This is a genomic window from Bradyrhizobium sp. SZCCHNRI20481 (assembly GCF_032485055.1).
Taxonomy (GTDB): Bacteria; Pseudomonadota; Alphaproteobacteria; order Rhizobiales; family Xanthobacteraceae; genus Bradyrhizobium.
Genome location: NZ_JAUEUE010000002.1, coordinates 380,509 through 392,671, shown reverse-complemented (window position 1 = coordinate 392,671; position 12,163 = coordinate 380,509). Strand labels below are relative to the sequence as shown.

At 65.4% G+C, this 12,163-nt stretch carries 13 protein-coding genes; 5 read left to right on the top strand and 8 right to left on the bottom strand.

Translation table 11 applies throughout. From position 1 onward, the window contains the following. Positions 1-9 precede the first annotated feature (9 nt). Entirely contained in the window at positions 10-1,185 is a 1,176-nt protein-coding gene (locus tag QX132_RS04270; RefSeq protein WP_315774795.1) for a nitrogen regulation protein NR(II), read from the bottom strand. Beyond that, positions 1,182-2,135, bottom strand: coding sequence for a tRNA dihydrouridine synthase DusB (gene dusB, locus QX132_RS04265; RefSeq protein WP_315775299.1), 954 nt, complete (start codon positions 2,133-2,135; stop codon positions 1,182-1,184). Before dusB ends, QX132_RS04270 begins: the two co-directional genes overlap by 4 nt. Before the next feature lie 449 nt (positions 2,136-2,584). On the opposite strand from dusB, the gene QX132_RS04260 reads away from it, so the two are divergent. The 3 genes from QX132_RS04260 (at position 2,585) to QX132_RS04250 (ending at position 5,158) form a co-directional block, all read left to right on the top strand. After that, positions 2,585-3,766 (top strand): bifunctional 2-C-methyl-D-erythritol 4-phosphate cytidylyltransferase/2-C-methyl-D-erythritol 2,4-cyclodiphosphate synthase, encoded by a 1,182-nt coding sequence (locus QX132_RS04260; RefSeq protein ID WP_315738014.1) that lies wholly within the window; start codon positions 2,585-2,587, stop codon positions 3,764-3,766. A gap of 69 nt (positions 3,767-3,835) precedes the next feature. Further along, positions 3,836-4,447 (top strand): CinA family protein, encoded by a 612-nt coding sequence (locus QX132_RS04255; RefSeq protein WP_315774796.1) that lies wholly within the window; start codon positions 3,836-3,838, stop codon positions 4,445-4,447. 168 nt (positions 4,448-4,615) lie between these two features. Next, positions 4,616-5,158 carry a hypothetical protein gene (locus QX132_RS04250; protein WP_315774797.1) on the top strand — a complete coding sequence of 181 codons (543 nt, stop codon included), beginning with the start codon at positions 4,616-4,618 and terminating at the stop codon, positions 5,156-5,158. On the opposite strand, the gene QX132_RS04245 is transcribed toward QX132_RS04250, so the two are convergent. Both QX132_RS04245 and QX132_RS04240 read right to left on the bottom strand, forming a co-directional pair. Continuing rightward, a complete protein-coding gene (locus QX132_RS04245) occupies positions 5,091-5,393 on the bottom strand; it encodes a type II toxin-antitoxin system RelE/ParE family toxin (RefSeq protein WP_315775300.1) in 303 nt (100 codons plus the stop codon). The two genes, QX132_RS04250 and QX132_RS04245, sit on opposite strands and share 68 nt — an antisense overlap. Continuing rightward, entirely contained in the window at positions 5,390-5,617 is a 228-nt protein-coding gene (locus QX132_RS04240) for a hypothetical protein (protein WP_315770741.1), read from the bottom strand. Before QX132_RS04240 ends, QX132_RS04245 begins: the two co-directional genes overlap by 4 nt. Before the next feature lie 401 nt (positions 5,618-6,018). Here QX132_RS04240 and QX132_RS04235 point away from each other — a divergent pair, with 401 nt between their 5' ends. Next, a complete protein-coding gene (locus QX132_RS04235; protein ID WP_315774798.1) occupies positions 6,019-6,987 on the top strand; it encodes an alpha/beta hydrolase family protein in 969 nt (322 codons plus the stop codon). Positions 6,988-7,023: 36 nt separating this feature from the next. On the opposite strand, the gene QX132_RS04230 is transcribed toward QX132_RS04235, so the two are convergent. Together QX132_RS04230 and QX132_RS04225 are read right to left on the bottom strand one after the other, a co-directional pair. Next, positions 7,024-7,374, bottom strand: coding sequence for a DUF1127 domain-containing protein (locus QX132_RS04230; RefSeq protein WP_315738019.1), 351 nt, complete (start codon positions 7,372-7,374; stop codon positions 7,024-7,026). A gap of 249 nt (positions 7,375-7,623) precedes the next feature. Next, a complete protein-coding gene (locus tag QX132_RS04225; protein WP_316160176.1) occupies positions 7,624-8,247 on the bottom strand; it encodes an HD domain-containing protein in 624 nt (207 codons plus the stop codon). Positions 8,248-9,043: 796 nt separating this feature from the next. Between QX132_RS04225 and QX132_RS04220 the strand changes: the two genes are divergently transcribed. After that, positions 9,044-10,306, top strand: coding sequence for a methyl-accepting chemotaxis protein (locus QX132_RS04220; protein ID WP_315738023.1), 1,263 nt, complete (start codon positions 9,044-9,046; stop codon positions 10,304-10,306). 364 nt (positions 10,307-10,670) lie between these two features. Here the strand turns inward: QX132_RS04220 and QX132_RS04215 are convergent, their stop codons facing one another. Both QX132_RS04215 and lipA read right to left on the bottom strand, forming a co-directional pair. Next, positions 10,671-11,144 (bottom strand): type II toxin-antitoxin system RatA family toxin, encoded by a 474-nt coding sequence (locus QX132_RS04215; RefSeq protein ID WP_315757514.1) that lies wholly within the window; start codon positions 11,142-11,144, stop codon positions 10,671-10,673. A gap of 10 nt (positions 11,145-11,154) precedes the next feature. Further along, positions 11,155-12,114, bottom strand: coding sequence for a lipoyl synthase (lipA, locus tag QX132_RS04210; protein ID WP_316160174.1), 960 nt, complete (start codon positions 12,112-12,114; stop codon positions 11,155-11,157). Positions 12,115-12,163: the final 49 nt, after the last annotated feature.

Here is a 12,163-nt window from a genome sequence, read left to right as displayed (position 1 = left end):
AGGTGGTCCTCAATTTGATCCCTGTGAGGCATGCAACGGCGTCCCCGAAACGTCATCGCGATGGCCGTGGTCTGGTTGTCTGGTTGCGCTGTACATCGGCATCAGCACCCGGAAGGTCGTCTTGCGCGGCTGCGACTCGCACTCGATGATCCCGCCATGGTCGCCGACGATCTTCGCGACCAATGCAAGTCCGAGGCCGCTTCCGGTCGGCTTGGTGGTCACGAACGGATCGAACAGGTTGGGCATCAGGTCTTCCGGCACGCCCGGGCCGTTGTCCCTGACGCAGAACTCCAGCGGCAGCGACACCCGCGATTTCTTGCCGGGCACCGACAGGCGCACGCCCGGGCGGAAGGCCGTGGTGAGCTGGATCTCGGCATCCGAGCCGAGATCGACGACCGCTTCCGCGGCATTCTTGACCAGGTTCAGGAACACCTGGATCAGTTGATCCTGGTTGGCGAGCACCGGCGGCAGCGACGGATCGTAATCCTCGACGAAGCGGATGTTGCGGGCAAAGCCCGACTGCGCCAGCCGCTTCACGTGATCGAGCACGGAATGGATGTTCACGGGCCCGCGCGCCACCGGGCGGTCGTCGCCGAACACCTCCATGCGGTCGACCAAAGTGACGATGCGGTCGGCCTCGTCGCAGATCAGCCGGGTCAGCATGCGGTCCTCGGAGGAGGCCTGCTGCTCCAAAAGCTGCGCGGCGCCACGGATGCCCGACAGCGGGTTCTTGATCTCGTGCGCCAGCATCGCGGCCAGCGCGATCACCGAGCGCGCAGCGCTGCGATGCGTGAGCTGGCGGTCCATCTTGTCGGCGATGGTGCGCTCCTGCAGCATCACCACGATATGGCCGGGGCGCTCCGGCAGCGGCGCGACGTGCAGGTCGACGAGCCGATCGGCGCCGGTGCGCGGCGTGCCCAGATCGACCTTGTATTCATTGACCGGCGCGCTGGTGGTGCGGACCTGGTCGATCAGCGCCAGCAAGGGGCTGCCGAACGGCACCAGCTTCTTCAGCGACTGCCGCTGCAAAAACTGCGTCGAGGAATCGAAGAAGGATTCCGCCGCCATGTTGGCGTCCACGATCATGCCATCCGGGCCGATGACGAGGACCGGATTCGGCAAAGCGTTGAGGATGGCGTCGCCATCCGACGGAAGTCGCTTGCGCTGTTCTGCGGCTGAGCTCATGCGGCTGCACTCCAGGCAAAATCGTCGAAAGCCTCACGCAGCGCCCGATGCACCTGGGATGGCTGCTCGGACGTCAGGATCTTTTCGCGCCATGCCTTCCGTTTTTCGGCCGGCGCCTGGGCGTGCTGGGCGGCGACGTCGAGCCCCCAGCTGAGATGCTTGCGGGCGTGGCGCAGGCCGACACGCGCGCCATAGTGACGGCAGATCTCGTCATAGAGCGCTGTGAGAAGACTGAGCTGCTGCGCCAGCTCCGGCGCGCCCTCTTCCGCACCGCCGTCGAGTCGGCGGCCGATCTGGCCGGGCAGCCAGGGCTGGCCTTGCGCGCCGCGCCCGATCATCACGGCATCGGCGCCGGACGTATCGAGCGCCTCGCGCGCGGCTTCGTAGGTGGTGATGTCGCCGTTGACGACGACCGGCAGATCGACGGCGTCCTTCACCGCGCGCACCGCGCTCCAGTCGGCCTCGCCCTTGTAAAACTGCTGCCGCGTGCGGCCGTGCACGGTGATCAGCTGCACGCCCGCGGCTTCGGCGCGGCGCGCCAGCTCCGGTGCATTGAGGCTGCCCTCGTCCCAGCCGAGCCGCATCTTCAGCGTCACGGGCACATCGACCGCCTCGACCGTCGCCTCGATCAGGGTCAGCGCATGATCGAGATCACGCATCAGGGCCGAGCCGGACTGGCCGCCGGTCACGTGGCGCGCCGGGCAGCCCATGTTGATGTCGATGATATCAGCGCCGCCCTCCTCGGCGACCCTCGCGCCCTCGGCCATCCAATGCGCCTCGCAGCCGGCGAGCTGCACCACATGCGGCCCGACGCCGCTCGCCTCGCAGCGCAACCGGGATATCCACCGCCCGCGCACGAGATCGTCGCTCGCGGTCATCTCGGACACCACCAGCCCGGCGCCGAGCTCGGCCGCGAGTCGGCGGAACGGCGCGTCGGTGATGCCCGACATCGGCGCGAGAATGGCCCGGTTGGCGAGTGAAACGTCGCCTATCTTCAAGGCTTTGGCGTGTGTATTGGCCGGACCGGTCACGAACGACTCTTAAAGCTCTTCGGACGCATCATCGCGTCTGCGCTGTACTCTCAAGCACAAATCTTGGGCAGTCAAGCGTCATGCCTACACTTTAGCCAAGACAATCAGCATTTCAAGTGCAGTGCAGCAAAATATGCTTGTTCGGCAGTCATGGTAAACCCGTGAGCCGCCGGATTTTTGCATGGCTCAGCGAGGATGCCCACAGGCGGCAGGGCGATCGGCCCGATCGAGGCCACGGCGCCTCCCGGCACGTGCAGCGCGATCGCAGTTGCCGCTCAGGCAACGTGTGATCCTGCTCGCTTAACATGTTCTGCAGATGTAAGAAGCCGCGAACCCATCATCTCCCTTTGCATCGATACCCTGTTCCCATGACGACTTCTCAGCGGACTGCAGCCATTCTCGTCGCGGCCGGACGTGGCCTGCGCGCCGGCGCCGGCGGTCCGAAGCAATACCGCATGATCGGCGGCCGCACGGTCATCCATCGCGCGCTCGCCGCCTTCGCCGATCATCCCGAGGTGGCGGTGGTCCAGCCGGTGGTGAACCCCGACGACATCGACATCTTCAACGCAGCCGTCTTCGGCCTGCGCCACGAGGTCCCGGCGCATGGCGGTGCGACGCGCCAGGCCTCGGTGCTCGCAGGCCTGGAAGCGCTGGCGCCGCACAAGCCCGACATCGTGCTGATCCACGATGCCGCGCGTCCGTTCGTCACGCCCGCCGTGATCTCGCGCGCGATTCGAGCGGCCGGCAAGACTGGTGCGGCGATTCCCGTGGTGCCGGTCACCGACACCATCAAGGAAGTCGGCACGGGCGGCGACATCACCGCGACACCGGAGCGCGCGAAGCTGCGCATCGCCCAGACGCCGCAGACCTTCAAGTTCGACACGATCCTGGAGGCACACCGCCGCGCCGCGCGCGACGGCCTCACCGAGTTCACAGATGATGCGGCGATCGCCGAATGGGCGGGATTGACCGTCGCGACCTTTGAGGGCGATGTTGCCAACATGAAGCTCACCACACCGGAAGATTTCGTGCGCGAGGAAGCGCGCCTTGCCGCGCAGCTCGGCGACATCCGGACCGGCACCGGCTACGACGTCCACGCCTTCGGCGAAGGCGACCATGTCTGGCTGTGCGGCCTGCGTGTGCCGCATAGCAAGGGGTTCCTTGCCCACTCCGACGGTGACGTCGGTCTGCACGCTCTGGTTGATGCAATTTTGGGCGCCCTGGCCGATGGCGACATCGGCTCGCACTTCCCGCCCTCCGACATGAAGTGGAAAGGCGCCGCCTCCGACCAGTTCTTGAAATACGCCATCGAGCGCGTGACCGCGCGCGGCGGCCGGGTCGCCAATCTCGAGGTCACGATGATCTGCGAGCGCCCGAAGATCGGCCCCCTGCGCGACCAGATGCGCGCCCGCATCGCCGAGATCACCGGCGTCGACATCTCGCGCATCGCGGTGAAGGCCACCACCAGCGAGCGGCTCGGCTTCACCGGCCGCGAGGAAGGCATCGCAGCGACCGCGAGCGCGACGATTCGTCTGCCGTGGAGCGCCTAGAGGCGCACCACCACCCTGTCACCGCTCGTGGAGCTTTCGATCTGACGGTCGGATGAGGACAACGCAGCCATGGCCAGCGAACGTCAAATCGGCTCTACCAGCGCGCTGGCCCGCTCGCTGCTCGACCTCTGCCGGTCGCGCAAGCTGATGATCGCGACCGCCGAGTCCTGCACCGGCGGCCTGGTCGCCGCAGCGCTGACCGACATCCCCGGCTCGTCCGACGTCATCGACCGCGGCTTCGTCACTTACTCCAACGAGGCCAAGCGCGCGATGCTCGGCGTCGAGGCCTCCACCTTGCAGACCTTCGGCGCCGTCTCCAAGGAGACCGCGATTCAGATGGCGGTCGGCGCGTTGGAACGCGCCGATGTCGATCTCGCGGTGGCCATCACCGGCATTGCCGGCCCCGGCGGCGCCACGCCCGGCAAGCCGGTCGGCCTGGTCCATTTCGCCGTCGCCGCCCGCGACGGCCGCATCACCCACCGCGAGCACCGCTTCGGCGCCATCGGCCGCAGCACTGTGCGCACGCGCTCGGTGCTGGAAGCCCTGCGCCTGCTGATGGAGCTGGCCCGGCCACAGGTCGCTGCCAAGCCCAAGCGCGCCGCCGCCACCCGCCTCCGTCCGCGCGTCGCCCGCGCGCCGCGGCTGCATCCGGTCAAGCGGCCGAGGCGGCCGCGGACGTAGTCGCTCGTGACGCGCGCAGCTCTCGCCCCATCGTCATCGCGAGCGCAGCGACGCGATCCAGGACTTTTCTCGCTTCAAGACTCTGGATTGCTTCGGCGCAAGGGCGCCTCGCAATGACGTGGATGGAGTCGTGAATTTCAATCAGATGAACGTACCGGCATATCAGCAATGAAACAGCGCCAGACATCCGTCTCCAACCTGGCGGTCAACGATCTCTTCCATGCAGCGTTTTCGAACGACGCCGTCCGCATTTGCATCGTGACGGCGCTGGATGACGGCACCCTAACGGCACGGGCGCTGACGACCCAGGAAATATTCCGCTTCGACCGAAGGAGCGGCACGAGCATCCCTTTGGAAGCCGACGGCGCCGTCTGCACGATCGACTCGGTCGCACCGCTTTCAGACAGCATCGGCGATACTTTGCTCGGCTACGATCGACGCTGCCGCACGTCCAAAGACCCCGACGCGGGTCGATCGACGGTGGACGAGCGGCGGGCCCTGCTCGACGCCCGACAATTCTACGCGGCAAATCAAATCGATCGACAGACGATGTCTGTACGAGCGCCGGGACACGATCCAAGACTTTCGCGCTTCAAGACACTGGATTGCTTCGGCGCGATAGCGCCTCGCAATGACCAGATGTTCAATCTTCATTCCGCCCCTGACCGATCTCATCCGGATTGCGCGCCGTGTGACGCACACTGTGAATGACCACCTCGTCGGCAGTAACTTCGTAGTAGATGAGGTAAGGATAAGGATTGATAATCAATCTGCGCAGGCGCGGATGGGTCGATTGAGCACCTGCCTTAGGATAATAAACCAACATGTCAAAGACGGACTTGATCCGCATGTGAACGCGCCTTGCGCCGCCTGGCGAATGCGACGCGACATAATCGAGTACGCTCTCAAGCTCGTTCGCTGCGCGAGTCGTGAAGCGAAGCTTCAGAGACCGTGCTTAGCCCATATGGCCTTGATTTCGTCTTCGGTCGCGAACCGCCCTTGATCTGCTTGGCGCAGCGATTCTTCCAGCGAAGCAAGGTCGGCAGGAGTCAGCTCAACGCAAGCTTCGTCGTATCCGGTCAACCGTAACAGTACCCGCGCCAGCTCATCCTGCTCTTCGGCCGGAAGCTGGCGTGCGACGTCAAAAGCCCTGTCAAGCAATGTTGTCATGCAGGCAATATATACTGACGAGCCTCCGCCGGGAAGTGTTCACGCAATAGGCTGCGGACACCTAGGCAAAGAGCCGCCCGTAAGGCGCCCGGACTGCCGCCATGTCAGCCGCGCATTCGGAATGGTGGGCACGGCGCGCCCGCACTGGCCGGGACTGAGGCTAACGTTTGGGAGTTACCGCAGAACCTCGACGGCTTGATCAAATCATCTTGTCATCGGAGGCACGAGCTGGTGGTGAACGCAAAGATGGTCGGCACGACAGACCCTATGGCACCCGAGGTGATCTGCCGATGGATTGTCCACTCCGGTTCGACGGCCGGTCATTGGGCGGAACGGGCGGTCCAGTTGGCACAACTTTCGCGGGTACACGCTATTTCGTAGTTCAACGTGAGGAGACCGTCTTGCTTCATCGGACCTTCGCCACTCTCGCGCTGCCGCTCCTCCTCCTGACCTCCTCCGCCCACGCCGCTGGCTTGCAGCTCTTAGAGGTCGATCATGGATTTCACGGCATCATCTGGACGCCCTGCGCCGCAGACGCCGGTAGCGTGCCGGTTGGAAGCCTCGCGATCCCAGGGCTGGAGACACTGCCCGGGGTAAAGAATTGTCCAATCAAGGGCACGAAGCTGCCATTGGTCGTGATGTCCCACGGGCGCGGCGGCTGGATCGGTGGAAACCACGATGTTGCGGAAGCGCTGGCGGACGCGGGATTCATCGTCGCGGCGATCAACCATCCCGGCGACAGTGTCGGTGACCTGGCGCAGCGCGACAGCCTGTCGGTCTGGCTCTCACGGCCGCAGGACATCATGCATCTGATCGATTTCATGTTGAACGATTGGACAAGCAGAGCCGCGATTGATCCGGACCGGATCGGCTTCTTCGGCTTTTCGCGCGGTGGCTACACCGGAACCGTTCTCGCCGGCGTCGACCCGGACTTTCAAAGGGTGGCGCACTACTGCACGCAACAGAACCCGTTCTGCGAGCAGGTCCGCAATGGCGAGTTTCCCAGAAGCTGGCCGCACGACGAGAGGATCAAGGCGGCCGTGCTGGCCGACGCCGCCCACACGGTCGGATTCACGCGAGCAAATCTCGCGAGCATCAAGATTCCCCTCCAGGTCTGGCGCTCGGAGCTCGGCGGCAACGGGGTCGATCCGGAAGGGACCGCCCGCGTAACCGCGAGCCTTCCCGGCACGCCCGAGGTCCACACCGTGCCCGCCGCGCATTTTGCTTTCCTCGCGCCGTGCTCCGCGGAGCTCGCGGCCGCCGTTCCGCGCATCTGTGCTGATACGCCTGCGGATTTCGACCGCGCGGCGTTTCACCGAGAGTTTGACGCCCAGGTCGTCAGGTTCTTCTCCGAGAAGCTGGGCAAGTAGGATCCGTGGCAGAACCTGCGTTCCGCCGCGTCGCTCTCATGCGCGCCAGAACGGGCGCCGGCACAGCCGCCGCGCCTCGTCGCGTGTCAGGCCGTAGTCCTGCAGCACCTCGTCGGCGATCCACGGCAACTCCCGGGCGAAGCGACCGCGCTCGCGCCAGCGCTTCCACCAGAGCCGCAGCAATGACACTGGCTGCAGCTCGGCGCAGCTTTGATCAGGCGCCGGTCGCGCCAAGTAGTAGATCTCGGCGCCGGGCTTGGGCGAGATGGGATGGCTCGCCGAGGGACCACGGCGCCGCTCGTCGAGTTCCTGGAAACGCAGCACATGATGGAGCGGAGTTCGCTCCTCGATGGCGCTGCCCCTCGGATCGTCGGTCGTGCTCGGCATGGCGGGCTCCCCCTTCAAATGAAGAACCTGCCGGCAACAAAAAAACCGCCAGGTTCTGGCGGCTGTTCGGATCAAATGCTGCAATTCGTCAGATTGAGCGCGATCCTCCCGCCGCCAGCGAGCTACGGTGCGTGATGCGACCAAAACGATGGGAGGCGACGGTGATCATGGCCGGCTCTATAGCGGATCGCCCTGAGGTTGTCATCATCGAATCCGGTGCGAGGCGGGCAAGCGCATTGCCCGATCTGGTCAGGACGGAAAAGCACCGACGGTCCGCGCAAGCTGCCGCGCCAACGGTCCAGGCAGAGCCTCATCGAAAATCCGGCTCAGCGTGCGGTAATACCAGATCGTCCCATCCCTTCCACCGGTGAAGCGTTGCCACACGACGTCGCCCACCTCATCAAGGTCGCTCGCGATCGCTTCCGCGTTGTCAACCTTGTCAGCGAGCGAGACCAGCAGCGATGACGCCGGCTTGAGCGGCAGCCGGGCGAGATAGGCTTCCTTCCGCGGGCGCCAGGCCGGCCTCGGATCGACCCAGGAATCCGTGCAGTCCGCAACGATCACGGCGACGCTATCGCCAAAACGCCGGCGGATCTCATCCAGCGTGGCCTGCCCGCCCTGGTCCTCGGCGGCGTCATGCAACAGTCCCGCGATAGCCTGCACCTCGCTGCCGCCCGCCGACAGCACGCGGCTGGAGACGCTCAGCAGATGCGCGATGTAGGGCACGTTGCTGCCCTTTCTCAATTGGGTCCGGTGCAGCCTTGTCGCATAGACGAGCGCTTCGTCGTAGAGATGGGAGAGTGACATTGCTTGCTTTCTTCCCTGGCTGACGCAAGGGCAGACCGATGGTTCGTCATTGGGGATTATCGGCATTGTTCCAATCATTGGGCACCACGTCGAGCATCATCCTAGCCAACCCGTCGGGCGAATCAGCTGGCGTGCGGAATAGCGGAGAGCCTGCCTCCGGTGCCTTGCTGCGATCGAAGCGCATCGCGAGGGCGTGCGCCAAGACACTGATTTCCTCAATCCGTTCAATGTCCGACTCACTGTCCAGTCCTACCGACGAAAATATTCTCGTTTCTATTTTTCAGAATTCATGCTTCCCTCCCGTCATCCCGCCTCGACACGAGGGGCGTATCGCGATCGTCACGACACGCGAGGTGGGGAGGCGATGGCCGCCGATGGGCCGCAGCACGTCTGATGACGTGCGGACGAACGGCTCTTGGCGGACGTGAAGTCGCAGCGTCCTGGCACCCCGATGCTGGTGTCACGCCGGTGGAGATGATGATCCGCCGGTCACGGGGGCAAGACAGCCCGGTCCCCGGGGAGACTGCGTATAAACGTGAAGACCATCGCGCAGGGAATGCCGGATGTCGGCTGGACCTGTGGTGACTGCCGCCTGCTTTTTTTGTTGCAGGCGGGCCATGGGTTGCGGCCAGCACCCGGCATTCCCTGCGCCCTCGTGATTTCAGAGGGTCGATCGAGATGCACAGCCCGGGCGTGATTGCGCCGCGGAGGATGCGGCTGCGTGCCCACTGGATGCCGTCCCTCACCGTCCGGACCGCGATCGCCGACGATTATCGCTAGCCCCTCCACGGCCTAAAGGTTTTGGTTAATTTTGTCCTGCTACGTCTCGTGCGTTCTTCTCTGACAGTGGATTCGGGACCCCATGGCTTTCTTCTCCGGCAAGTCGGCTGATCGCACGCATAACCTCCTGATGACGGAGCTGTTCGAACGCCATCGCGACGCCATCCTGGTGATGTCCGACGGCAAGATCATCGCCTGCAACGAGACCGCGGTTCGCTTCGGCGGCTTCCGCAGCAAGCAGGACTTGCTGTCGCGTTCGCCGGCGACCATGGCGCCGGAGTTTCAGCCCAGTGGCAAGCGCTCCGCCGACGTGGTGAAGGAGATGGATGCCAAGGCCAGGCGCGAGGGCCACGCGACGTTCGAGTGGACCACCAAGCGCGCCGACGGCAGCCCGGCGCTGGTGCAGATCACGCTGGTGCCGACCCAGGTCGAGGGCCAGACCTACGTCATGAGCTTCCGCCGCGATCTTTCCGACCTCGTCGCCGCACGCGAGGAGAAGAAGCGCGCGCTGGACCAGATCGCCAAGGATTTCGAGACCAGCGTCGGCGCCATCGCCAATGCGATCTCTGGCGCCTCGCGCGAAGTCGAGACGACGGCCGCCTCGCTGACGACGACCGCGGATCAGGCCGCGCAACGCGTGGCGCTGGTCGCGTCGGCGTCCAACTCCGCCTCCTCCAACGTGCAGTCGGTGGCCGGCGCCACCGAGGAGCTCTCGACCTCGGTCAGCGAGATCAACCGCCAGGTTGCGACCTCCTCGACCATCGCAGCCGAGGCGGTCGAGGCGTCCTCGCGCACCAACGACCTCGTCAACAGCCTGGCGGACGCCGCCGCCAAGATCGGCGCCGTCACCGACATGATCAATGCGATCGCGAGCCAGACCAACCTGCTGGCGCTGAACGCGACCATCGAGGCGGCGCGCGCCGGCGATGCGGGCCGCGGCTTCGCCGTCGTGGCCTCGGAGGTGAAGAGCCTGTCGAGCCAGACCGCAAAGGCGACCGACGAGATATCAGCCCACATCAGCGCGATGCAGCGCGCCACCAGCGACACGGTGGCCGCGATCCAGGGCATCGGCGGCACCATCGGCCAGATCAGCGAGATCGCCAAGACCATTGCGACCGCGGTCGACCAGCAGGGCCACGCGACGCAGGAGATCGCCCGCTCGGTCAGCCAGGCCGCCAGCGGCACCCGCGAGGTCGCCACCAACATCGGCTCGGTCAGCCAGACCGTGGAATCAGCTGGCGGCGCCGCGCGGCAGATGCTGGGCGCGGCCGGCCAGCTCGCCAAGCACGCGGACGAGCTGCGCGGCAAGGTGAAGGACTTTTTGAGCGCCGTGCAGGCGGCGTAGTTTCGATCGCCGGCGCGACGTGTCCGCGATCAGAACGACTCCGCGACGATGTCGCGGAGCAGCTGTTTGAAGACGTGGATAGGAAGGAAAGCGCTCGGGCTTCGCACTCGGAACGCGCGGGGTGAGATGACGAGGAGCGTCCTCACCCTTCGCTGTCGTCCCGGGCAAGCCAGAGCGGCGCGCAGCGTCGCGGAGGCGCCGACCCGGGACCCATACTCCGCGGCGGCTATGGTGAGACGAGGTCGGAACTACGCGGGTGCCGCCACACCGCATCCTGTGGCTATGGATCCCCGCGTTCGCGGGGATGAGAGCTGAAGGTTGGGGCGCCGGCCGTGGTCTACCATCGGCAGGGATTGGCAAGGACTTACGTCGACGACACCGCCGGCTTGCGGCCGTAGATCGCATCCGCGCGCTTCTCGAACGCCGCCGACATGCGCGCGAAGATGGTGTCGAACATCGAGCCCATCAGCATCGCCAGCATGCGGCTCTTGAACTCATAGGCGATGAAGAACGTCACCTCGCAGGCGCCCTGCTCGCGCGGCTCAAAGCTCCAGCGGTTCTCCAGGCTGGAGAACGGCCCGCTGACATATTCGACCAGGATCTTGCGCCCGGCGCGGTCGAGCGTGACGCGGCTGGTGAAGGTCTCCTTCACGAGCTTGAACGACACCGTCATGTCGGCGACGACGACCTCGGTGCCATCGGGCTTCTGGCTACGCTGGCGCACCACCAGCTTCTCGCACAGCGGCACGAATTCGGGATAGCGCTCGACATCGGCGACGAGGTCGAACATCTGCTCGGCCGTATGCGCGACGCGGCGCTTGTTGGAAAATCTCGGCATCTGGTCTCGATCAGCGCGCGATCGCGGCGCGCGCGGCCTTCAGCTTGGCGAAGTCCTCGCCGGCATGGTGCGAGGAGCGCGTGAGCGGGCTCGCCGACACCATCAGGAAGCCCTTGGTGTAGGCGACGGTCTCGTAGCCGGAGAATTCCTCCGGCGTGACGAAGCGCATCACGGCGTGGTGCTTCCTGGTCGGCTGCAGATACTGGCCGATGGTGAGGAAATCGACCTCCGCCGAGCGCAGGTCGTCCATCACCTGCAGCACCTCGTGGCGCTCCTCGCCCAGGCCGACCATGATGCCGGACTTGGTGAAGATGGTCGGATCGATCTCCTTGACCCGCTGCAGCAGCCGGATCGAGTGAAAGTAGCGCGCGCCGGGACGGACCGAGAGGTAGCGCGACGGCACGGTCTCGAGATTGTGGTTGAAGACGTCGGGCTTGGCCGCGACGACCTGCTCCAGCGCGCCGTCCTTGCGCAGGAAGTCCGGGGTCAGCACCTCGATCGTGGTGGTCGGACATTTCGCGCGGATGGCACGGATGGTCGCGGCGATATGGCCGGCTCCGCCGTCGGCGAGATCGTCGCGGTCGACGGAGGTGACGACGACATGGGCCAGGCCGAGCTTGAAGGTCGCTTCCGCGACATGCTCGGGCTCGCCGGCGTCGAGCGCGGCGGGAAGGCCGGTCTTGACGTTGCAGAAGGCGCAGGCCCGCGTGCAGGTGTCGCCCATGATCATGAAGGTGGCGTGCTTCTTGTCCCAGCACTCGCCGATGTTCGGGCAGCCGGCCTCCTCGCAGACGGTGACGAGGCCGTTCTCGCGCACGATGTTGCGGGTGTCGGCATAGCCGCGGGTGGTCGGCGCCTTGACGCGGATCCAGGCAGGCTTGGCCGGCGAGATCGAGTCCGGCCGGTTCGCTTTTTCGGGGTGGCGCGGGCGCAGCGGCGTGTTCGAGAGCGTGTCGACGATGGTGACCATGGGATTCGCACAAACCTCTGTTGCGCCCTAGCTATTCCGTGCCGCGGCG